At 52.4% G+C, this 21285-nt stretch carries 18 protein-coding genes and 2 pseudogenes; 10 read left to right on the forward strand and 10 right to left on the reverse strand.

Annotated features, from left to right (window positions below):
* Positions 1–134 precede the first annotated feature (134 nt).
* Positions 135–1484 (reverse strand): exodeoxyribonuclease VII large subunit, encoded by a 1350-nt coding sequence (xseA, locus tag ACLD3P_RS13710; RefSeq protein WP_020899077.1) that lies wholly within the window; start codon positions 1482–1484, stop codon positions 135–137.
* A 160-nt stretch (positions 1485–1644) separates the two neighbouring features.
* Between xseA and guaB the strand changes: the two genes are divergently transcribed.
* The 3 genes and pseudogenes from guaB to ACLD3P_RS13725 form a co-directional block, all read left to right on the forward strand.
* Positions 1645–3111, forward strand: a complete 1467-nt coding sequence (gene guaB / locus ACLD3P_RS13715; RefSeq protein ID WP_000944174.1) for an IMP dehydrogenase — start codon at positions 1645–1647, stop codon at positions 3109–3111.
* A gap of 69 nt (positions 3112–3180) precedes the next feature.
* Positions 3181–4758, forward strand: a complete 1578-nt coding sequence (gene guaA, locus ACLD3P_RS13720; protein ID WP_000138293.1) for a glutamine-hydrolyzing GMP synthase — start codon at positions 3181–3183, stop codon at positions 4756–4758.
* Between the two features lie 135 nt (positions 4759–4893).
* A pseudogene (locus ACLD3P_RS13725) lies at positions 4894–5213 on the forward strand (DDE-type integrase/transposase/recombinase); the annotation flags it as partial.
* Between the two features lie 76 nt (positions 5214–5289).
* Here ACLD3P_RS13725 and ACLD3P_RS13730 read toward each other — a convergent pair.
* Together ACLD3P_RS13730 and ACLD3P_RS13735 are read right to left on the reverse strand one after the other, a co-directional pair.
* Positions 5290–5619: a DUF1493 family protein gene (locus tag ACLD3P_RS13730; protein ID WP_023994424.1), complete on the reverse strand. Its 330-nt coding sequence runs from the start codon at positions 5617–5619 to the stop codon at positions 5290–5292.
* On the reverse strand, positions 5604–6065 hold the full coding sequence (locus ACLD3P_RS13735; protein WP_000381628.1) for an STM2901 family protein: 462 nt from the start codon (positions 6063–6065) through the stop codon (positions 5604–5606). Before ACLD3P_RS13735 ends, ACLD3P_RS13730 begins: the two co-directional genes overlap by 16 nt.
* Positions 6066–6204: 139 nt before the next feature.
* Here ACLD3P_RS13735 and ACLD3P_RS13740 point away from each other — a divergent pair.
* A pseudogene (locus ACLD3P_RS13740) lies at positions 6205–6324 on the forward strand (hypothetical protein); the annotation flags it as partial.
* A gap of 77 nt (positions 6325–6401) precedes the next feature.
* Here the strand turns inward: ACLD3P_RS13740 and ACLD3P_RS13745 are convergent.
* A complete protein-coding gene (locus ACLD3P_RS13745) occupies positions 6402–6593 on the reverse strand; it encodes a YfgG family protein (RefSeq protein WP_000075924.1) in 192 nt (63 codons plus the stop codon).
* 178 nt (positions 6594–6771) lie between these two features.
* On the opposite strand from ACLD3P_RS13745, the gene ACLD3P_RS13750 reads away from it, so the two are divergent.
* Together ACLD3P_RS13750 and ACLD3P_RS13755 are read left to right on the forward strand one after the other, a co-directional pair.
* A complete protein-coding gene (locus ACLD3P_RS13750; RefSeq protein WP_001540598.1) occupies positions 6772–6909 on the forward strand; it encodes a hypothetical protein in 138 nt (45 codons plus the stop codon).
* 96 nt (positions 6910–7005) lie between these two features.
* Positions 7006–9219: an MASE1 domain-containing protein gene (locus tag ACLD3P_RS13755; protein WP_411006387.1), complete on the forward strand. Its 2214-nt coding sequence runs from the start codon at positions 7006–7008 to the stop codon at positions 9217–9219.
* A 35-nt stretch (positions 9220–9254) separates the two neighbouring features.
* Here the strand turns inward: ACLD3P_RS13755 and ppx are convergent, their stop codons facing one another.
* The 4 genes from ppx to purM form a co-directional block, all read right to left on the reverse strand.
* Positions 9255–10796, reverse strand: a complete 1542-nt coding sequence (gene ppx / locus ACLD3P_RS13760) for an exopolyphosphatase (RefSeq protein WP_001123330.1) — start codon at positions 10794–10796, stop codon at positions 9255–9257.
* Positions 10797–10800: 4 nt separating this feature from the next.
* Entirely contained in the window at positions 10801–12867 is a 2067-nt protein-coding gene (gene ppk1 / locus ACLD3P_RS13765; protein WP_094887613.1) for a polyphosphate kinase 1, read from the reverse strand.
* Positions 12868–13055: 188 nt separating this feature from the next.
* Positions 13056–13694 carry a phosphoribosylglycinamide formyltransferase gene (gene purN, locus ACLD3P_RS13770; protein ID WP_001028589.1) on the reverse strand — a complete coding sequence of 213 codons (639 nt, stop codon included), beginning with the start codon at positions 13692–13694 and terminating at the stop codon, positions 13056–13058.
* Entirely contained in the window at positions 13694–14731 is a 1038-nt protein-coding gene (purM, locus tag ACLD3P_RS13775; protein WP_316970568.1) for a phosphoribosylformylglycinamidine cyclo-ligase, read from the reverse strand. Before purM ends, purN begins: the two co-directional genes overlap by 1 nt.
* 413 nt (positions 14732–15144) lie before the next feature.
* Here purM and upp point away from each other — a divergent pair, with 413 nt between their 5' ends.
* The 3 genes from upp (at position 15145) to ACLD3P_RS13790 (ending at position 17944) form a co-directional block, all read left to right on the forward strand.
* Complete coding sequence (gene upp, locus ACLD3P_RS13780) at positions 15145–15771, forward strand: uracil phosphoribosyltransferase (protein WP_000706208.1); 627 nt, start codon at positions 15145–15147, stop codon at positions 15769–15771.
* 87 nt (positions 15772–15858) lie between these two features.
* Complete coding sequence (uraA, locus tag ACLD3P_RS13785; protein ID WP_000198344.1) at positions 15859–17148, forward strand: uracil permease; 1290 nt, start codon at positions 15859–15861, stop codon at positions 17146–17148.
* A 94-nt stretch (positions 17149–17242) separates the two neighbouring features.
* Positions 17243–17944, forward strand: a complete 702-nt coding sequence (locus tag ACLD3P_RS13790; RefSeq protein WP_061835882.1) for a DnaA inactivator Hda — start codon at positions 17243–17245, stop codon at positions 17942–17944.
* 26 nt (positions 17945–17970) lie between these two features.
* Here ACLD3P_RS13790 and arsC read toward each other — a convergent pair whose 3' ends face one another.
* On the reverse strand, positions 17971–18330 hold the full coding sequence (arsC, locus tag ACLD3P_RS13795; RefSeq protein WP_000132650.1) for an arsenate reductase (glutaredoxin): 360 nt from the start codon (positions 18328–18330) through the stop codon (positions 17971–17973).
* Positions 18331–18369: 39 nt separating this feature from the next.
* Complete coding sequence (bepA, locus tag ACLD3P_RS13800; RefSeq protein ID WP_411006709.1) at positions 18370–19833, reverse strand: beta-barrel assembly-enhancing protease; 1464 nt, start codon at positions 19831–19833, stop codon at positions 18370–18372.
* 207 nt (positions 19834–20040) lie between these two features.
* Here bepA and ACLD3P_RS13805 point away from each other — a divergent pair, with 207 nt between their 5' ends.
* Entirely contained in the window at positions 20041–21108 is a 1068-nt protein-coding gene (locus ACLD3P_RS13805; RefSeq protein WP_000892056.1) for an AI-2E family transporter, read from the forward strand.
* The last annotated feature ends 177 nt before the right edge of the window (positions 21109–21285 follow it).

Here is a 21285-nt window from a genome sequence, read left to right on the forward strand (position 1 = left end):
TGCCCGGTTTTGAGGCGAATGACAAACCGGTTGATCGTCGAATTGTGGTTACACCTTATCCGGCGTAGCGCGTGGGTTGGCTGAGGCGAAGTCGAACCCCAACATCGCGCTGCAAAGGGTGGGGGGGGGTTGGATTACGTGCCCGGCGTGACGGATTTGACTTCACTTTCAAGCCAGCCGTCCTCCAGTCGCGTGGTCATAATATCGCCTGCTTTGACCTGTTTGATCTTTTTCAGCACCTTGCCGTTCGTTGTCGTCGAAACCGTATAGCCGCGCGCCAGCGTGGCTAACGGGCTGACCGCTTCCAGATGCGTGACCGCGTTGCCAAAGCGTTCGCGCTGTTCGCTTAACCGTGAGCGGATATTCTCCGTCAGACGATATTCCAGCTGTTGGATGCGCGACTGCGCGCGGTGAATGCGCGGCTGCGGATTTTGCTGGCTCAGGCGTTGACTTACGCGCTGTTGGCGCTGAGTGGCCTGCTTAATCCTGGCCTCAAGCGCAAATCCCATCCGTTGGCGTAGACGTTCCAGGGCAGTTTGCTGGCGGGCCAGACGCAGTTGCGGATGTTGCTGTTGCAGACGGTGAAAAATCTGCGTGAAACGACGGCTGCGGTTGGCGAGGTAGTAGTCCATCGCCATGCCCAGACGCTGCTGGGCGGACTGGATCTGACGCAACAACTCCTGCTGGTTACGGCTGACAATTTCTGCCGCTGCTGATGGCGTCGGCGCGCGCAGGTCGGCGACAAAATCAGCTATCGTGACGTCCGTTTCGTGACCGACGGCACTGACCACCGGAATGCGGCTGGCAAAAATCGCCCGCGCCACGCGTTCGTCGTTAAAACTCCACAAATCTTCCAGCGAACCGCCGCCGCGCCCGACGATCAGTACATCACACTCGCCCCGCGCGTTCGCCAGTTCTATAGCACGAACGATCTGCCCCGGCGCGTCGTCGCCCTGGACTGCAGTCGGGTAGATAATAACGGGCAGGGATGGGTCACGACGCTTCAGCACATGGAGAATATCGTGCAACGCTGCGCCGGTTTTCGAGGTGATCACCCCCACGCAGTGGGCCGGGGAGGGCAGCGGTTGTTTATGCTGCTGATCGAACAAGCCTTCGGCCTGGAGTTTGGCTTTTAGCTGCTCATATTTCTGCTGCAACAAGCCTTCGCCCGCTGGCTGCATACTTTCGGCGATGATTTGATAATCGCCGCGCGGCTCGTACAGCGTAATGTTGGCGCGTACCAGCACCTGCTGCCCGTGCTGCGGACGGAACGTCACCCGGCGATTGCTGTTACGGAACATCGCACAGCGCACCTGAGCGGTATCGTCTTTGAGCGTAAAGTACCAGTGGCCTGACGCAGGTTGCGTGAAATTAGAAATCTCGCCGCTGATCCATACCTGTCCCATCTCCTGTTCTAACAGCAGACGAACCGTCTGGTTAAGGCGGCTTACGGTAAAAATTGAGGAAGTTTGAGAGGATAACATGTGAGCGGGATCAAATTCTAAATCAGCAGGTTATTCAATCGATAGTAACCTGCTCACGGGGGATCGCAAGCACTATTTGCAAAAAAATGTAGATGCAACCGATTACGTTCTGTATAATGCCGCGGCAATATTTATTAACCTCCCAGGTGAGATATTGCCCATGCTACGTATCGCTAAAGAAGCCCTGACGTTTGACGACGTCCTCCTTGTTCCCGCTCACTCCACCGTTCTGCCGAATACTGCCGACCTTAGCACGCAGTTGACGAAAACCATTCGTCTGAATATTCCTATGCTTTCTGCGGCGATGGACACCGTGACGGAAGCGCGCCTGGCAATTGCCCTGGCTCAGGAAGGCGGCATTGGTTTTATCCACAAAAACATGTCCATCGAGCGCCAGGCGGAAGAAGTTCGCCGCGTGAAGAAACACGAGTCCGGCGTAGTGACCGACCCGCAGACCGTCCTGCCAACCACCACGTTGCATGAAGTGAAAGCCCTGACCGAGCGTAACGGTTTTGCGGGCTATCCGGTGGTGACTGAAGATAACGAGCTGGTGGGTATCATCACCGGTCGTGACGTGCGTTTTGTGACTGACCTGAACCAGCCGGTTAGCGTTTACATGACGCCGAAAGAGCGTCTGGTGACCGTTCGTGAAGGCGAAGCCCGTGAAGTCGTGCTGGCAAAAATGCACGAAAAACGCGTTGAAAAAGCGCTGGTCGTTGATGATAACTTCCATCTGCTTGGCATGATTACCGTAAAAGATTTCCAGAAAGCGGAACGTAAACCAAACTCCTGCAAAGATGAGCAGGGCCGTTTACGTGTCGGCGCGGCGGTCGGCGCAGGCGCGGGCAACGAAGAGCGCGTTGACGCGCTGGTGGCGGCAGGCGTTGACGTACTGCTGATCGACTCCTCTCACGGTCATTCAGAAGGCGTGTTGCAACGTATCCGTGAAACCCGTGCTAAATATCCTGACCTGCAAATCATCGGCGGCAACGTCGCGACGGGCGCAGGCGCTCGCGCACTGGCGGAAGCCGGTTGCAGCGCGGTGAAAGTGGGTATCGGCCCTGGCTCTATCTGTACGACTCGTATCGTGACTGGTGTGGGCGTTCCGCAGATCACCGCTGTTTCCGACGCGGTGGAAGCGCTGGAAGGCACCGGGATTCCGGTTATCGCTGACGGCGGTATCCGTTTCTCCGGCGATATCGCCAAAGCCATCGCCGCAGGCGCGAGCGCTGTCATGGTGGGCTCTATGCTGGCCGGTACCGAAGAATCCCCGGGCGAAATCGAACTCTACCAGGGCCGTTCGTACAAATCTTACCGCGGCATGGGCTCGCTGGGCGCGATGTCCAAAGGTTCCTCCGACCGTTACTTCCAGAGCGACAACGCCGCCGACAAACTGGTGCCGGAAGGTATCGAAGGCCGCGTAGCCTATAAAGGTCGCCTGAAAGAGATCATTCACCAGCAGATGGGCGGCCTGCGCTCCTGTATGGGGCTGACCGGTTGTGCTACCATCGACGAACTGCGTACTAAAGCGGAGTTTGTGCGTATCAGCGGTGCGGGTATCCAGGAAAGCCACGTTCACGACGTGACCATCACCAAAGAGTCCCCGAACTACCGTCTGGGCTCCTGATTTTCTTCGCCCGACCTTCGCGTCGGGCGATTTATTTAATCTGTTTCACTTGCCTCGGAATAAGCGTCAATGACGGAAAACATTCATAAGCATCGCATCCTCATTCTGGACTTCGGTTCTCAGTACACTCAACTGGTTGCACGCCGCGTGCGTGAGCTGGGTGTTTACTGCGAACTGTGGGCGTGGGATGTGACAGAAGCACAAATTCGTGACTTCAACCCAAGCGGCATTATTCTTTCCGGCGGCCCGGAAAGCACCACCGAAGAAAACAGCCCGCGCGCGCCGCAGTATGTCTTTGAAGCAGGCGTGCCGGTATTTGGCGTCTGCTACGGGATGCAAACCATGGCGATGCAGCTTGGTGGTCATGTAGAAGGTTCTAATGAGCGTGAATTTGGTTACGCGCAGGTTGAAGTATTGACCGACAGCGCGCTGGTTCGCGGTATTGAAGATTCCCTGACCGCCGACGGCAAACCGCTGCTGGACGTGTGGATGAGCCACGGCGATAAAGTGACGGCGATTCCGTCCGACTTCGTGACCGTCGCCAGCACCGAGAGCTGTCCGTTCGCCATTATGGCCAACGAAGAAAAACGCTTCTACGGCGTACAGTTCCACCCGGAAGTGACCCATACCCGCCAGGGTATGCGTATGCTGGAGCGTTTTGTACGCGATATCTGCCAGTGTGAAGCCCTGTGGACGCCGGCGAAGATCATCGACGACGCCGTGGCGCGCATTCGCGAGCAGGTGGGCGACGACAAAGTAATCCTCGGTCTCTCCGGCGGCGTGGATTCTTCCGTCACCGCGATGCTGCTGCACCGCGCGATCGGCAAAAACTTGACTTGTGTATTCGTCGACAACGGCCTGCTGCGTCTCAACGAAGCCGAGCAGGTGATGGACATGTTTGGCGACCATTTTGGTCTGAACATTGTTCACGTACCGGCAGAAGATCGCTTCCTGTCCGCGTTGGCTGGCGAAAACGATCCAGAAGCCAAGCGTAAGATCATCGGTCGCGTTTTTGTGGAAGTGTTCGACGAAGAAGCGCTCAAACTGGAAGACGTGAAATGGCTGGCGCAGGGCACCATCTACCCTGACGTTATCGAATCTGCGGCGTCTGCAACCGGTAAAGCGCACGTCATCAAATCTCACCACAATGTCGGCGGCCTGCCGAAAGAGATGAAGATGGGGCTGGTTGAACCGCTGAAAGAGCTGTTCAAAGACGAAGTACGTAAGATTGGTCTGGAGCTGGGCTTGCCGTACGACATGCTGTACCGTCATCCGTTCCCGGGGCCGGGCCTCGGCGTACGCGTACTGGGCGAAGTGAAGAAAGAGTACTGCGACCTGCTGCGCCGTGCTGACGCCATCTTCATTGAAGAACTGCGTAAGGCGGATCTGTACGACAAAGTCAGTCAGGCGTTTACCGTGTTCCTGCCGGTCCGTTCCGTAGGCGTCATGGGCGATGGTCGTAAGTACGATTGGGTGGTCTCTCTGCGTGCTGTCGAAACCATCGACTTTATGACCGCACACTGGGCGCACCTGCCGTATGACTTCCTGGGTCGCGTTTCCAACCGCATCATCAATGAAGTCAACGGGATTTCCCGTGTGGTGTATGACATCAGCGGTAAACCACCGGCTACCATTGAGTGGGAATAAGCCGATAACCCTTCCTGTGTTTTCATGAACAGGTAAAAGGAAATTTAACCCTCTGTTTTTGCAGAGGGTTTTTATTTATGTGCATAGATGCATTTTTTGTGTAGCGCACAGCTCCTGACGGCAAATTTGACGTAATTACGAACCCACGAAGGTTGGCTGTATCTTGCCGTGGTCGTTGATTTGTTCTCGCGCAAAGTTATCGGCTGGTCAATGCAACCACGAATGACAAAAGATATTGTCCTGAATGCGCTTCTGATGGCCGTGTGGCGACGTCATCCCAAAAACAGGTGCTGGTTCATTCTGATCAGGATAGTCAGTACACCCGCTATGAATGGCTGAAATCGCACGGACTGGAGGGCAGTATGAGCCGTCGTGGCAACTGTCATGACAATGCGGTTGCAGAAAGCTTTTTCCAGCTACTGAAGCGTGAACGGATAAAGAAAAAGATCTACCAACGACTCAGAAGTGCCCAGGTTATCCGTGGCGATTCAGCCCAAATAAGGGGTATTTAAAATATAATAACTTTATTCTTCAACTATATAACCAACGTCCAGCTTTAGCACTTTCAACGAGCATACCAACCGTTAGTGGCTTACGCGGATCAGGCTCTTTACTTCCAAAGTACTCTGGATTCAGATAGTTGAGTATGTCAAATCCTTCTGGATCTACATTCCAACGCTTGAAGTACTCTTGTAGAAGTTCTTCACTATCTTCAAAAACGAGTTTAAGATCATCCCTAATACTGGTATCAAGCGTGATGGTTCGCTTTGGCCCACAGAGAAAGTACTTTTTAGTGTTATATTCCTGATCGATAAAATCGATAATTTCTTTCTTAATATCTCTCATTAGAAGTACGTCCACTGAATGCGATCTTTAGGAACCGCCACACGATTAAATGTATCTTTAATATCACGCTGGATATCATAAATCGTAGTGAATGTCATAACCCAACCGAGCCAGGGTACATTACGACCAACGAAACGACCTAAATTATTCGTTGAGCTTAGCTGTAATGAGTTGATGGTTTTGCCTGTCAACGTTGGTAATCTGATCCCAGGTGGCAGTTTATAGTTCAACCAATTACTGATGTACTTAGAAGCAATTGATGTTCCTGGAGTTGTCCCACGAGGTTTACCCCTCGTAGGTAGAACTGGTTGCCCTGAGATAACCAGTGCAGCATCGACCGCTGAGATCCCCAGATGATCGCTCACAACGGCGATGGTGATAGCCCACCATAGTTGTTGTGGTGTCAGGTTGGATAACCCGCCGTAGAAGTACGTACCATTCAATGTTTCAGTAGTGTCCATTTACTCACCCCTTCTAACCATGACCAAAAATTATACAACACCTAATCTCTTTGTTCTAACTAATAATTACGGGGTAGTAAGCGATTCACCTCTTTGAAAAAAAAGATCATCGGGGTTGTTTTGCAGTACATGATAGGGGCACGCTGAAGGCTATCGGGTTTTGTATTCGGTCGAGGGAATCTTAGTAACCGCGCATGTGATCTTATCACCCAGGCAGGATATCCCGCGGTTGCTCTTTAAGCGTCTGATCATGGCCTGAACCCATTGAGTGGGTTGTCTTTTTGCGTTAACGCTAAAGCTTCTTTTTCTTGCGCGGGCTTTTTAACGGATAACAGCTTAACGTTGTCCCGGTGTGGTGACAGAAAGCGATGACTGTTGCGCTTCTTTTTTATCCTGATGGTGCTGCCAGGCGCCGATAGAAGAGTAGACGAAACGTCCAAAGAAGAAGAGAAAACTGATAAGCAGTACGATACGGGTCATGCGAGTGTTAAATCGATGTCGTTTTCGCATACTGTTGGCCTGACTCACAAAGGGTTCCTTAACGTTGGCCCAGCGGTATGGGCGGGATCAGGCTGGGTTCTTCAAGGGTATTATCAAGGCGAAGAACGTAACAAGCCTGCGTTCACTCTACATTAAGGCATACTGCGAACCGATGGTCAATTCCTCTTAATGTAAAATTGCGTCAGTTGATTTATCTTATATTGTTATGGAAGATAATTTTAGTATTTACATTAATAATAAATTAATGATAACAAAGAATAAAAAGGCGAATAAAGGCTGCAGGAGAAAGGTAATAATTGACTTAAATCAAATGTTACTTTTGTTTAATAATTACAATCGATGACTATCGTGTGATGTATATCGCATCATCAATTTAAAGTCAGGTGGGATGCCTGTCTGTTAACGCCCCTTTGGGATTGGGGGGTTCTGCTGAGCATCTATGAAACTAAATAAAACTTATATAAATATCAGAGATAAATGGTGGGGACTACCGCTCATTCTCCCTTCGATTTTACTACCTGTTTTAAGTAGCGCAAATACTTATGCGCTTACCAGCACTGGAAATGTGGTTCTTTTTTACCTGCCGTTAGCTTTTATGCTTAGCCTGATGCTCTTTTTCGGCTGGGCAGCACTGCCGGGTATTGTGCTTGCTATCTTCTGGCGCAGATACCCGCAGACAGGGCTGTATGAAACCCTTTCTGTGACGATGCACTTTATCATTACTATCGTGCTAAGTTGGGGCGGCTATCGTGTCTTTTCCCCACGGCGAAACAATGTTTCCCACGGCGACGCCCACCTGTTGTTTCAACGAATATTCTGGCAGGTATTTTGTTCTGCAACATTATTTCTGGTCATCTACCAGTTTGCCGCTTTTGTTGGCATGTACGAAAGCAAAGCCAGCCTGATGGGGGTAATGCCCTTTAATATCAACACGCTGATTAATTACCAGGCGTTACTGGTCGGTAACCTTGTCGGCGTGCCATTGTGCTATTTTATTATTCGTACTCTCCGCAATCCGCTGCACCTACGGGGGTATTATCAGCAATTAAAGCTACAGATTGATAGCAAGGCCACTAAAAAAGAGATCGTTATTTGGCTGGCCGTATTGACTACACTAATGTTTATACTGTGTATGCCATTGACTGATAATAGTTCAATATTTAGTACCAACTATACGCTTTCGTTATTATTGCCGGTCATGCTGTGGGGCGCGATGCGCTATGGCTATAAGTTTATTTCAATTATCTGGGCCGTCGTGCTAATTACGTCAATTCATTATTATCAGCGTTATATGCCCTGGTATTCAGGTTATGATACGCAATTAGCGATTACCTCTTCGAGCTATCTGGTTTTTTCTTTTATTGTTAATTATATGTCTGTACTGGCCACGCGTCAGCGCGTAGTGAGTGGTCGCGCACGGCGGCTGGCCTATCTTGACCCGGTTGTACATCTTCCCAATTTACGTGCGTTAAACCGCGCGCTCCAAAATGCGCCCTGGTCTACGATCTGTTTTTTACACGTGCCGGGCCTGGAGCTATTGGGTAAAAATTATGGCGTCATGCTACGCATCCAGTATAAGCAAAAGCTCTCTCACTGGATTACGCCGATGCTGGCCTCAAATGAGTGCGTCTACCAGATGTCAGGGCACGACCTGGTGCTGCGTCTTAATACAGAGGCGCATCAGCAGCGTATTGAAGCGCTGGATAAACATATTAAGCAGTTTCGGTTTATCTGGGATGGACTGCCGCTACAGCCGCCTGTCGGCGTGAGCTACTGCTGCGTGCGTTCTCCGGTTAGCCACCTTTATCTTCTGCTGGGCGAATTAAGCACCAGTTCCGATCTTTCGTTGACGACTAACGCGCCGGAGGATTTACAGCGGCGCGGCGCAATGCACCTGCAGCGCGATTTGAAGGGCAGAATTGCGATGATGAATCGCCTGCAACAGGCGTTGGAGCACGATCATTTTTTCCTGATGGCGCAGCCTATTTTTGGTGTTCGTGGGGACGTTTACCATGAAATTTTACTGCGACTCAGGGATGACAACGGCGACGTTATCAACCCGGACAATTTTTTACCCGTGGCGCATGAGTTTGGTTTGTCTTCCGCTATCGATCTCTGGGTGATTGAAAACACGCTGCGGTTTATGGCGGCCAGCCGGGAATATATGCCCGCGCATCGTTTTGCCATTAATCTGTCGCCAACATCGGTATGCCGCGCCCGTTTTCCTGCAGAAGTTAAGCAGTTGCTTAAACAATATCAGGTTGAACCCTGGCAACTGGTTTTTGAGGTAACGGAAAGCAACTCTCTCACCAATGCTGAGCAGGCGCAGTTGACGCTGGGACAGCTACAGCAGTTTGGCTGTCAGATAGCGATTGATGATTTCGGTACTGGCTACGCCAGCTATGCGCGGCTGAAAAACGTTGACGCCGATATTCTTAAAATTGACGGCAGTTTTATTCGCAATATAGTGTCAAACAGTCTCGATTATCAGATTGTAGCTTCTATTTGTCATTTAGCGCGAATGAAAAATATGCAGGTCGTCGCGGAGTATGTCGAGAGCGAAGAAATACGAAGCGTCGTGCTCTCGTTGGGGATCGACTATCTTCAGGGATATTTAATTGGCGAGCCGCAGCTATTATCTGAGATTCAGTAAAGGCAGACGCCGCGGCGCGGCGTCTGGCCCACAATTTACGCGGCGATCTCCGGCGAGCTTTCTTCCTCAATATTGAGACGCCAGCCAGTTACCGCTTCCCAGTACTGCTGTTCTTTTTCCAGATCAAGCAGTACCAGCGCATTCTGGCTGAACCAGTCATGCGGAAAACATAACGTCCAGTGGCTGTCATCGGTCGTTAGCCGCAGCGTCGGCGGCGTGGTGGTCGCCTGCCGCTGGTTGTTCAGTAATACGCCCAGCCGAAGTAGCTGAATTAACGGCAGATACTGTTTTTTCTTAAACAGCGTAAAGCGGGGCATATCATCCAGTTTTATGGCTTTACGATGGTAACGTACCAGCGTCGCCATCATCATTTGCTGCTCCTGATTAAAGCCGGGCAAATCGCTGTGTTGCAGAATATAAGCCGAATGGCGATGTAAACCGCTGTGATTAATATTCAGTCCAACCTCATGCAGCATTGCCGCCCAGCGGAGCAACGCTTCAAGCTGCGGATGCGCCAGTTTTGGCTGCTGGGCCTGCCACTGTTCGTACATCTGCATGGTGGTTTCCAGCACGCGTCTGGCCTGTTCTCTGTCAATGTTGTATTGATTGGCCAGACTTTTTGCGGTACGGCTGCGAACATCCTGATGGCGGAAGCGGCCTTCCATTTCATACAGCACGCCTTCACGCAACGCGCCGTCGGAAAGGCGAAGCTCGCGGATAGCCAGAGCATCAAAAACGCCGCACAGAATTGCCAGGCCCGGCACAAAGACCGCTTTGCGTTCTTCAGACAGACCCGGCAGGCTGAGCGCATTAAAGGAGCGGTGCTTCAACACTTCTGACTTCAGTTTATCAAGGCGCTCCGGCGTAATGAAGCCATCTTTCTCACCCAGCGCCAGGAGAACTTCATGAGCGGCCTTAATCGTACCGGAAGCGCCCATCGCCACGTTCCAACCCTGAATACGATACTGCCAGGTTAAGGTTTCCAGTTTTTGCGCCGCCGCCATTCGGGCGCGCTGGAAGTTTTCTTTATTGATAACGCCGCCGGGAAAGTAGAGCTGCGCGAAGCTCACGCAGCCCATACGACGGCTTTCAACCAGCCTGGGTTCGAAGTTTTCGCCAATGACCAGCTCTGTTGACCCGCCGCCGATATCGATCACCAGCTTGCGGCCTTTTTCCGGCTGCGTATGTTCTACGCCCATAAAAATCAGGCGCGCTTCTTCGTTACCGGAAATAATCTCTATCGGGTAGGGAATAACCTTTTCCGCGCGTTTGAGAAAATCAGCGGCATTTTGCGCCTGACGTAACGTATGGGTGCCTACGATACAGACGCTGGAAGGGGAGAAACCTTGTAAGCGTTCAGCAAACAGCGACAGACAGCTAAGCCCCCGTTCCATGGCTTCTTCGCTGAGTTTGTTATCTGCGCCCAGCCCGTCCGCCAGATGGACGCGCTGTTTTAAGCGCCCGATAATCTGCATTGCGCCGTCAACCACGCGGGCAATAACCATATGAAAGCTGTTTGAGCCGAGATCGACCGCAGCGAACTCCTGCGGGCGGGGGGATTTATCGTAAATTGGCATAGCGTTAGTCTGGTTGCTCGAATGATTTGATGTAGTCATAAATTGCCAGCTGCGCCTGGACTTTACGGCGATTGCCGCGCGGTACGTAGCGGTTGCTGAGTTCTTTATCGATAAAACGCGCTTTTACCGTGTCGCTAAACAGAATGTCAATGATATCCAGGACGCGTTGTTTAAGCCGCGGGTCGAGGATAGGCGTAGCGACTTCGATACGGTAGTCAATATTACGCGTCATCCAGTCAGCTGAAGAGAGCCAAACTTGCTTATCACCGCCGTTTTCGAAAATATAAACCCGATCGTGTTCCAGATAGCGATCCACGATGCTAATCGCACGAATATTATCGCTAATGCCTTCCAGTTGCGGAATAAGAGAGCACATACCGCGCACCAGTAGATTGACCTGGACGCCCGAACCCGACGCGGCGTATAGCCTGTCGACCAACCCTTTATCGACCAGGTTGTTAAGCTTTAAGGTAATCCCTGACGGTAAGCCTTGCTGGGCATTGGCGATTTCACGATCGATCATCTCATACAGCAGACGCCGTGAGTTTTGTGGAGAAACCATCAAATAATCGAAAGTGACCGGGCGATAGGGGTTTTCAATAAAATTAAAGACCCGACGCACTTCATTGGTAATGCGCGCATCGGCGGTCAGCAGCGAATAATCGGTATACAGCCGCGCCGTTTTTTCGTTGAAGTTACCGGTGCCGATATGCGCATAACGCACCACGTCATCGCCCTCTTTTCGTGAGATGAGGAAGAGTTTGGCGTGAATTTTCAGCCCGGGTGCAGAGAAAATAACATGGACGCCCGCTTCGGTTAACCGCTTGGCCCAGTGAATATTTGCCTCTTCATCGAAGCGCGCCTGCAACTCCACCACCACGGTGACTTTTTTGCCGTTATGGGCGGCATGGATCATCGAGTCAATAATGCGCGAGTCTTTCGCTACGCGATAAATATTGATTTTGATCGCCAGCACGCTTGGGTCAAACGACGCCTGACGCAGCAGTTCCAGCACATGTTCAAAGGTGTGATAAGGATAATAGAGCAGCACATCACGTTCACGAATCGCGTCGAAACCGTTACGAAACTTCTCTTTATCAAACCAAAGATGGCGTAACCGCGGTAACGGTTTATTGACCAGGTTGGCTTTACCGACATTCGGAAAATTAATAAAGTCTTTAAAATTGTGGTAGCGCCCGCCGGGTACGATTGAGTCATACCGGGAGATCGTCAGTTTTTCCCGCAGCACGTCGACCAGCGCGGCGGGCATATCGCGTTGGTAGACAAAGCGCACAGGTTCAGCGGTCAGGCGCTGCTTCAGGCTGGAAGACATCAGCTCCATCAGACTGGATTCCATCTCATGCACCAGGTCATATTCGGCATCGCGGGTCATTTTCATCGAATAGGCATTAAGCGCGTCATAGTCGAAGAACCCTTTAAAAATGTCATCCAGGCAGTAGCGCAGAATATTATCCAAGAGGATCATCGGTTTGCGTCTGCGCGGTGTTTCCGGCGGCAGATTAACGAAGCGTGGGACTTTGTCGGACGGTATCTCCAGCAGCGCATAGTTGATGGTGTCGCCACGGATAATCTCCACCGCCAGATAGGTGTAATCATCCTTTAAAAACTGAACAAGATCCGTCTCCCGGTTAATGAGAATCGGGGTAATATGCTGGCGCAAATAGTGCTTAAAATAGTGGCGCAACCAGCTTTGTTGGTTCACCGAGAGCTGACGCTCGTTGATCAGAAAGATTTGATTACGCGCCATTTCCAGCAGTAATTCGTTGTACAGGCCGTCGAACTCCTGGTCTGCTTTCAACACGCGGGACTGAATTTTGCCTAACAAATGGCGTGAATGAGAATTTGAACCCTGTTCTTCGCTGATAATAATACGTCGTTTCAGTTCAGCGAAACGCACTTTGTAGAACTCGTCGAGGTTATTAGAATAGATTCCCAGGAACCGCATCCGCTCAATCAACGGGTTGGATTTGTCCGCCGCTTCCTGTAACACGCGTTCGTTAAATGCTAACCAGCTTAGTTCTTTCTCGATATATAGCTTTTCCTGACCCATTACTACCTATACTCCGTTTTATTCACGGGACACTGCCTGATGATTATGGCGAGCATTACGCGTTAATGTCCAACTGCGCCAGAAAAATATGACAATAAACTGATAGCATAAAGGAAGGGAAAAGAGTAGGCCGGATAGGCATTTATGCCGCCATCCGGCAAGCAGACGCAGTCCTGTTCGATGACGTATTATTCGTCAGACGCATAACCTTGCGGCGGCAGACGACGCCCGTCCAGCCAGGCGGCGTTATCGCGCATCTTTAGACGCCCCTGCGCAAACCAGCTAATCACCAGCGGATAAATCGCATGTTCCTGAGTCTGTACGCGTGCGGTGATATCATCTTCGCTGTCGTCGGCAAAAACCGGCACCTTCGCCTGGAGAATGACCGGGCCGCCGTCGAGTTCGTCTGTCACGAAATGTACCGAGGTACCGTGCTCCTCATCGCCGTTTTCCAGCGCCTGGCGATGGGTATGCAACCCCGGATATTTTGGCAGCAGGGAAGGGTGAATGTTCAGCAGACGCCCGTAGTAATGCGCGACAAACATCGGACTCAGAATACGCATAAAACCGGCCAGCACGACCACATCGGGCGCATACGCGTCTATCTTGCGAATCAACTCGCGATCGAAGGCGTCGCGGCTGTCAAACCGATCGGCAGTCAGCGCTTGCGCCGGAATGCCGGCTTCTCTGGCGCGTTCAAGGCCGAACGCGTCGGCCTTATTGCTGAATACTGCCCTGAGGGTGCCTTTAATTTTCTTCGCTTCGCAGGCATCGATAATCGCCTGTAAATTGCTTCCATTGCCGGAAATCAGCACCACAATATTCATTATTCAATAACCACACGCTGTTCGGAATCAGAGGCTTTGATGATACCGATTTTCCATGCGTTTTCACCTTTCTCGTTTAGCAGAGCAAGCGCTTTGTCCGCTTCCGGAGCGGAGAGCGCAATCACCATGCCGACGCCGCAGTTAAAGGTACGGTACATTTCATGTCGGCTGACATTACCGGCGGTTTGCAGCCAGGTAAAGATGGCGGGCCACTGCCATGACGACTCATTAATTACTGCCTGGGTATTCTCCGGCAGAACGCGCGGAATATTCTCCCAAAAGCCGCCGCCGGTGAGGTGGGCGATAGCGTGTACATCCACATTTTCAATCAGTTCCAGAACCGATTTTACGTAGATACGGGTCGGTTCAAGCAGATGATCGGCCAGCGGCTTCCCTTCCAGCAAAGTGGCTTGTGGGTCGCAGCCGCTAACGTCAATAATTTTCCGCACCAGCGAATATCCATTCGAGTGCGGGCCGCTGGAGCCGAGCGCAATCAGCACGTCGCCTTCGGCAACCCGGGAGCCGTCGATGATTTCTGATTTTTCGACTACGCCGACGCAGAAACCCGCCACATCGTAATCTTCGCCGTGATACATGCCCGGCATTTCCGCCGTCTCGCCGCCGACCAGCGCGCAGCCGGATTGCAGGCAGCCTTCGGCAATACCGTTGATCACGCTGGCAGCGGTATCGACATCCAGTTTACCCGTAGCATAGTAATCGAGGAAAAACAGCGGTTCCGCGCCCTGAACGACCAGATCGTTTACGCACATCGCCACCAGATCAATACCGATAGCGTCGTGACGCTTTAAGTCCATCGCCAGGCGAAGTTTGGTGCCTACGCCGTCAGTGCCGGAAACCAGTACCGGTTCACGATATTTTTGCGGCAACGCGCACAGCGCACCGAAACCGCCCAGACCGCCCATAACCTCCGGGCGGCGAGTTTTCTTCACTACGCCTTTGATTCGATCAACCAGAGCGTTACCCGCATCAATATCGACGCCGGCATCTTTATAGCTAAGAGAGGTCTTATCGGTCACTGCCTGGTTCCCCACGTTTTTTCTTGCGGTAAAAGTTAAATTCGGCGCAATTCTAACAGGGAAAGCAAACGTTTGCGAGCGTGGTCTGCGCCCTGGATATCCGGGCGATTTTTTTGGCATGGTTTCGGTCGCTGCTTGAAAATTTCTCTGTTGGTAAAAAAGAAAAGGATATCCAGCACTTGGTTTACGACAGGCGATCAGGACAGGCCATTCACCCTTAAAATTGCTAAGATTCAATCGGTTGTTAGCCTTTATCGCCTGTTTCAACGTGAGTGATTTATACTCACTTTTCCGCTATCAGCGCTTTTGGTTGATCCAGGTCAAGCATACATTGTGTTGCGCCAGAGAGGAAAAGCGGTATAATCCGGCGATTTTTTTTGTGGTTGCCAGTCATCTGAGGATAGGAGAAGAGTATGAAGATCGTGGAAGTCAAACACCCACTCGTCAAACACAAGCTGGGTCTGATGCGTGAAAACGACATTAGCACTAAACGCTTTCGTGAACTCGCCTCAGAAGTAGGCAGCCTGCTGACGTATGAAGCGACAGCCGACCTGGAAACGGAAAAAGTCACCATCGAAGGCTGGAATGGCCCGGTGGAAATCGACCAGATCAAAGGTAAAAAAATTACCGTTGTGCCGATTCTGCGCGCGGGTCTGGGCATGATGGAAGGCGTTCTGGAAAATGTACCGAGCGCGCGTATCAGCGTAGTCGGGATGTACCGTAACGAAGAGACGCTTGAGCCAGTACCTTATTTCCAGAAACTGGTATCGAACATTGATGAGCGCATGGCGCTGATCGTCGACCCGATGCTGGCGACCGGCGGTTCTGTCATCGCGACCATCGACCTGCTGAAAAAAGCAGGCTGTAGCAGCATTAAGGTGCTGGTGCTGGTCGCCGCGCCGGAAGGCATTGCGGCGCTGGAAAAAGCGCACCCGGACGTTGAACTGTACACCGCCTCTATCGATCAGGGGCTTAACGAGCACGGATACATTATTCCGGGGCTTGGCGATGCCGGCGATAAGATTTTTGGTACCAAGTAAGTGAATAAATAATTAAAAGCCGACTTTAAGAGTCGGCTTTTTTTTGAATAAAACAACTCATAACAAACACACTTAGAGGAAAACACTATGACGCGCCGTGCTATCGGGGTGAGTGAAAGACCGCCGCTTTTACAGACAATCCCGCTTAGTTTACAGCACCTTTTCGCCATGTTTGGCGCGACCGTGCTGGTGCCAGTTCTGTTTCATATCAACCCCGCGACGGTGCTGTTGTTTAACGGTATCGGAACACTGCTGTATCTCTTTATCTGCAAAGGTAAAATTCCGGCCTACCTCGGATCGAGCTTTGCCTTTATTTCCCCGGTACTACTGCTGTTGCCGCTGGGTTATGAAGTGGCGCTGGGCGGTTTTATTATGTGCGGCGTGTTGTTCTGTCTGGTTTCTTTCATCGTTAAAAAAGCGGGCACCGGCTGGCTGGATGTGATGTTCCCGCCTGCGGCAATGGGCGCAATCGTTGCCGTCATCGGTCTGGAGCTGGCTGGCGTCGCGGCGGGGATGGCCGGATTGCTGCCTGCGCAAGGGCAGTCGCCGGACACGAAAACAATTATCATCTCCATGGTCACGCTGGCGGTGACGGTGTTCGGCTCCGTACTGTTTCGCGGTTTCCTGGCGATCATTCCGATTTTGATCGGCGTGCTGGCAGGCTATGCGCTGTCATTCGCGCTGGGAGTGGTCGATACCACGCCGATTGCCCAGGCACACTGGTTTGCGCTACCGACTTTCTATACGCCGCGTTTTGAATGGTTCGCGATCCTGACGATTCTGCCCGCGGCGTTGGTCGTGATCGCCGAGCATGTCGGTCATCTGGTGGTGACGGCGAATATCGTCAAAAAGGATTTAGTGCGCGATCCCGGTTTGCACCGCTCGATGTTCGCTAACGGACTGTCGACGATCGTCTCCGGTTTCTTCGGCTCCACGCCGAATACCACCTATGGGGAAAATATTGGCGTCATGGCGATCACCCGCGTTTACAGTACCTGGGTTATCGGCGGCGCGGCGATTTTCGCCATTCTGCTTTCCTGCGTCGGCAAACTGGCGGCGGCGATTCAGATTATCCCGTTACCCGTGATGGGCGGCGTCTCGCTGCTGTTGTACGGCGTTATCGGCGCGTCGGGGATTCGCGTATTGATCGAATCGAAAGTCGACTACAACAAAGCGCAAAACCTGATCCTCACCTCGGTGATTTTGATCATCGGCGTGAGCGGCGCGAAAGTGCATATCGGCGCGGCAGAATTGAAAGGGATGGCGCTGGCGACCATCGTCGGGATTTGCCTGAGCCTGATTTTTAAACTGATTAGCCTGTTGCGTCCGGAAGAAGTGGTACTGGAGGCAAATGATGCGGAGTCTCCGCATCAGTAACGGGTTGCCGGGCAGCGATGCTGCCCGGTTCTATCTCAAGGGAATTATGTGGTAAACTCAGCGCGATTTTATGTCATCCTGGGTTGAGGTATCTCTGAACACACCGGCACAGCTCTCTTTGCCACTTTATCTTCCTGACGACGAAACTTTCGCAAGTTTCTGGCCGGGGGATAACGCCTCTCTACTGGCCGCGTTACAAAACGTGTTGCGCCAGGAACATAGTGGATATATCTACCTTTGGGCGCGTGAAGGCGCGGGCCGCAGCCATTTGCTGCACGCCGCCTGCGCTGAATTGTCGCAGCGTGGAGATGCGGTAGGCTACGTCCCGCTCGATAAACGTACCTGGTTCGTGCCGGAAGTGCTTGACGGTATGGAACACCTCTCGCTGGTGTGTATTGATAACATTGAGTGTGTCGCTGGCGATGAACTGTGGGAGATGGCGATCTTTGATCTCTATAACCGCATTCTGGAGTCCGGTAAGACGCGGTTATTGATCACCGGCGATCGTCCGCCAAGACAGTTAAATCTGGGCTTGCCCGATCTCGCTTCCCGTCTGGACTGGGGGCAAATCTATAAACTCCAGCCTCTTTCCGATGAAGACAAACTTCAGGCGCTACAGTTGCGCGCCCGGTTACGGGGGTTTGAACTGCCGGAAGATGTCGGGCGGTTTTTACTCAAACGTCTTGATCGCGAAATGCGTACGCTGTTTATGACGCTGGATCAGCTCGATCATGCGTCGATCACTGCCCAGCGAAAATTGACGATCCCGTTTGTCAAAGAGATTCTGAAACTGTAATACGCCGCGATGGCGGCGTTCAACGGTTAACCGAGGATGTCCAGCACCTGCTCAGGCGGTCGGCCAATGCGCGCCTGACCATTTGCCACCACAATGGGGCGCTCCATCAGTTTAGGGTGTTCAACCAGCGCCTGGATTAACGCCTCTTCACTCAGCTGGCTATCCGCCAGGTGAAGCGTTTTATAGAGATCTTCTTTCTGGCGCATCAGTTCGCGCGCGCTGGACATGCCCAACATACGCAGCAGTTCCCGCACGGTGGCGGCATCGGCGGGCGTATCCAGATAAAGCACCACTTCCGGTTCCACGCCGTTAGATTTCAGCAGGTTCAGCGTGTCGCGGCTCTTCGAGCAGCGCGGGTTATGGTAGATTTTAATCGTGTCGGTCATGAGTTCTCCTTGTGACGCCATCCGGCTAATAAACGGCGATTACATTTTCGTGTATGGCTTGAAGCGTTCCTGTAACTGGCGCAACTGGTCGATACGCGCATCGTAACGCGCCTGTTGCTGGCTACCCAGTTTTGCCTGGGCGCTGGCGCTACTGAGCAGTGAAATTGCCTGATCCAGTCGTCCCGCCAGCGCATAACTTTCAGCGCGCGCCGCCAGCTCCTGATCGCGGTTGTTCAGCGCGGCTTCGGCCTGAGCAAGCAGATCCCAGCCGTTACCGTCATCTTTATGGCTAAAGGTGTAGCGATTCAGAATGGTTTCCGCCGCTTTCGGCTGGCCTCCCTGGAGGTACGCATTGGCGAGGTTTAACTGCAGCACAGGATTAACGCGCAGATCGCGGGCATTTTTCAGGCGATTAATCGCGTCGTTGGCTCTTTTCTGCCCCAGGTCAATATCGGTGGCGAGGTCAAGATACCAGGCATTGTTCGGCTCTGCGCTTAACAGCGGCTGCAACGTTTTGCGCGCTTCATCGTACTTGCTCGCTTCCATCGCCTGCAACGCCCGGCCATATTGCGCCGCATGTTGCTGACGCACGTTGCCTTTAGACCACTGATCCAGCAGGTCGCTGGTGAGCTGGTTACGTCCGGAATTGTACATTCCCAGGGCGCGCGCTTTGGCGAAATAAAAGTCGGCGGAAGATTGCACCACGACCGGGCGCATCTGGTTGGCACGGTTGCGGGCATCCGCAAGGCGGCTTTCCGGTAAGGGGTGAGTGAGCAAAATTTCAGGCGGACGCGTGGAGTAACGCGCCTGGTCGAGCAGTTTTTCGAGGAAAGAGGGCATCGCCTGTGGGTCAAATCCGGCGCGTTGCAGTACCTGAATACCAATACGGTCGGCTTCTTGCTCATTTTGCTGGGTGAAACTTATCATTCCCTGGCGCGTTCCCGCCAGAGTACCGGTTAGCGCCGCCATACCGGCCTGTGGGCTGGCCATGGCCAGCAAAATGGAACCCAGCGCGCCCACCCAGGTAAGCGGCGCGCTGCGCTTTTGATCTTCCATCGCGCGCGCCAGGTGGCGCTGCGTCACGTGGGATATTTCATGCGCCATGACTGAAGCTAGCTGGCTTTCGTTATCCGCGTAGCGAAAAAGTGCCGAGTGCAACACCACATTGCCGCCAAAGAACGCGAACGCGTTGATTTCGTCATTATTGATCAAGAAAAAATGGAAGGGCGTTTTGACGGAGTCGGCGTGCGAGACCAGACGCATCCCCAGCGCGTTAATGTATTGCACCAGCAGCGGATCGTTGATTAACGGCGCGCTGCCGCGTAGCTGGCGCACATAAAAGTCGCCCATTTGCATCTCTTGTCCGATAGAAAGCGTGCTTCCTGCCGAGGTTCCCATATCGGGCAGCGTGTCGGCAGGGTCGGCAAATGCGGGCGCGACCTGACCGAGAGTCAATGCTGCAATGAGGGTTGCCACCAGGTTTTTTTTCAACTGCCTGAACATAACCTCTATCCTGTTGTTTTGAGATAGCCCTTTGACCAACGTCGTGAAATATCGTTCCACGCTCCGACACTTCATAAGTGTAACTGTGATGAGCACAGACTCACTATTTTAGTTTCCTGAATCAACGATAAAAAGCGAAGTCTTTTTTGTGACATTTCGATACAATTCGGCATCACAATCCCGCAGTTGAGTTCTGGGAAGGGTTTTATGCTCGAAATGTTAATGCAATGGTATCGCCGTCGCTTCAGCGATCCGGAGGCGATTGCCTTGCTGGTCATTCTGGTGGCTGGTTTTAGCATCCTCTTTTTCTTTAGCGGCCTGTTAGCGCCGCTGCTGGTCGCTATCGTACTGGCCTACCTGCTGGAGTGGCCGACGGCGCGCCTGCAGGCGATTGGCTGTTCCCGGCGCTGGGCAGCCTCCATTGTCCTTATCCTCTTTGTCGGCATTTTGTTATTAATGGCGTTTGTGGTGATGCCGATTGCCTGGCAGCAGGGTATTTACCTGATTCGTGATATGCCCGGTATGTTGAATAAACTGTCCGATTTTGCCGCGACCTTGCCGCGACGCTATCCGGCGCTGATGGATGCGGGCATTATTGATGCGATGGCGGAAAACATGCGTACCCGGATGCTTAACATGGGCGATTCGGTGGTGAAGTATTCGTTGGCTTCGTTAGTCGGGCTACTGACGCTGGCGGTATATCTGGTGCTGGTGCCGCTGATGGTCTTTTTCCTGGTAAAAGATAAAGAGCAGATGCTGAATGCCGTGCGCCGCGTGCTGCCGCGTAATCGCGGGCTGGCGGGGCAGGTGTGGAATGAGATGAATCAGCAGATCACCAACTATATCCGCGGAAAAGTGCTGGAGATGGTAGTGGTGGGCGTAGCGACCTGGCTGGGCTTTTTGCTGTTTGGCCTCAACTATTCGCTACTGCTGGCGGTACTGGTGGGCTTTTCGGTCCTGATCCCCTATATCGGCGCCTTCGTGGTGACAATTCCGGTGGTGGGCGTCGCGTTGTTTCAGTTTGGCCTGGGGACGGAATTCTGGAGCTGTTTTGCCGTTTATCTGATTATTCAGGCGTTGGATGGCAATCTGCTGGTACCGGTACTTTTCTCCGAAGCGGTGAATTTGCATCCGCTGGTGATTATTCTCTCAGTGGTGATTTTCGGCGGTCTGTGGGGTTTCTGGGGAGTGTTTTTCGCCATTCCATTGGCGACGCTGATTAAAGCCGTTGTCCATGCCTGGCCGGATGGTCAGGTGACGGATGCCTCATCCTGAGCGGTCTGTACAAAAGTTGTAAAGCGTGAACGACATCATAGTGCCCTGCCGCCATTTTGCGCACGCCTGATGAGGGACAAGCGCTTAGAAAGCCGCTCTTTTTTTAATGCCGCGCCGTGTTGCGGCATTTTTATTGTCGGAACCTACAAAATTCTCGCTGTAAAGCCGCCAAAATTT

This window comes from Salmonella sp. 741265073_HBA, assembly GCF_046569105.1.
GTDB lineage: Bacteria > Pseudomonadota > Gammaproteobacteria > Enterobacterales > Enterobacteriaceae > Salmonella > Salmonella enterica.

Bases quoted from the DNA above. Each gene is read 5' to 3' on its own strand.
- ppk1 (WP_094887613.1), bottom strand. From the start codon at position 12,867: ATGGGTCAGGAAAAGCTATATATCGAGAAAGAACTAAGCTGGTTAGCA.
- guaB (WP_000944174.1), top strand. From the start codon at position 1,645: ATGCTACGTATCGCTAAAGAAGCCCTGACGTTTGACGACGTCCTCCTT.
- ACLD3P_RS13755 (WP_411006387.1), top strand. From the start codon at position 7,006: ATGAAACTAAATAAAACTTATATAAATATCAGAGATAAATGGTGGGGA.
- guaA (WP_000138293.1), top strand. From the start codon at position 3,181: ATGACGGAAAACATTCATAAGCATCGCATCCTCATTCTGGACTTCGGT.
- uraA (WP_000198344.1), top strand. From the start codon at position 15,859: ATGACGCGCCGTGCTATCGGGGTGAGTGAAAGACCGCCGCTTTTACAG.
- arsC (WP_000132650.1), bottom strand. From the start codon at position 18,330: ATGACCGACACGATTAAAATCTACCATAACCCGCGCTGCTCGAAGAGC.
- ppx (WP_001123330.1), bottom strand. From the start codon at position 10,796: ATGCCAATTTACGATAAATCCCCCCGCCCGCAGGAGTTCGCTGCGGTC.
- xseA (WP_020899077.1), bottom strand. From the start codon at position 1,484: ATGTTATCCTCTCAAACTTCCTCAATTTTTACCGTAAGCCGCCTTAAC.
- ACLD3P_RS13750 (WP_001540598.1), top strand. From the start codon at position 6,772: ATGGAAGATAATTTTAGTATTTACATTAATAATAAATTAATGATAACA.
- ACLD3P_RS13805 (WP_000892056.1), top strand. From the start codon at position 20,041: ATGCTCGAAATGTTAATGCAATGGTATCGCCGTCGCTTCAGCGATCCG.
- bepA (WP_411006709.1), bottom strand. From the start codon at position 19,833: ATGTTCAGGCAGTTGAAAAAAAACCTGGTGGCAACCCTCATTGCAGCA.
- purN (WP_001028589.1), bottom strand. From the start codon at position 13,694: ATGAATATTGTGGTGCTGATTTCCGGCAATGGAAGCAATTTACAGGCG.
- ACLD3P_RS13735 (WP_000381628.1), bottom strand. From the start codon at position 6,065: ATGGACACTACTGAAACATTGAATGGTACGTACTTCTACGGCGGGTTA.
- upp (WP_000706208.1), top strand. From the start codon at position 15,145: ATGAAGATCGTGGAAGTCAAACACCCACTCGTCAAACACAAGCTGGGT.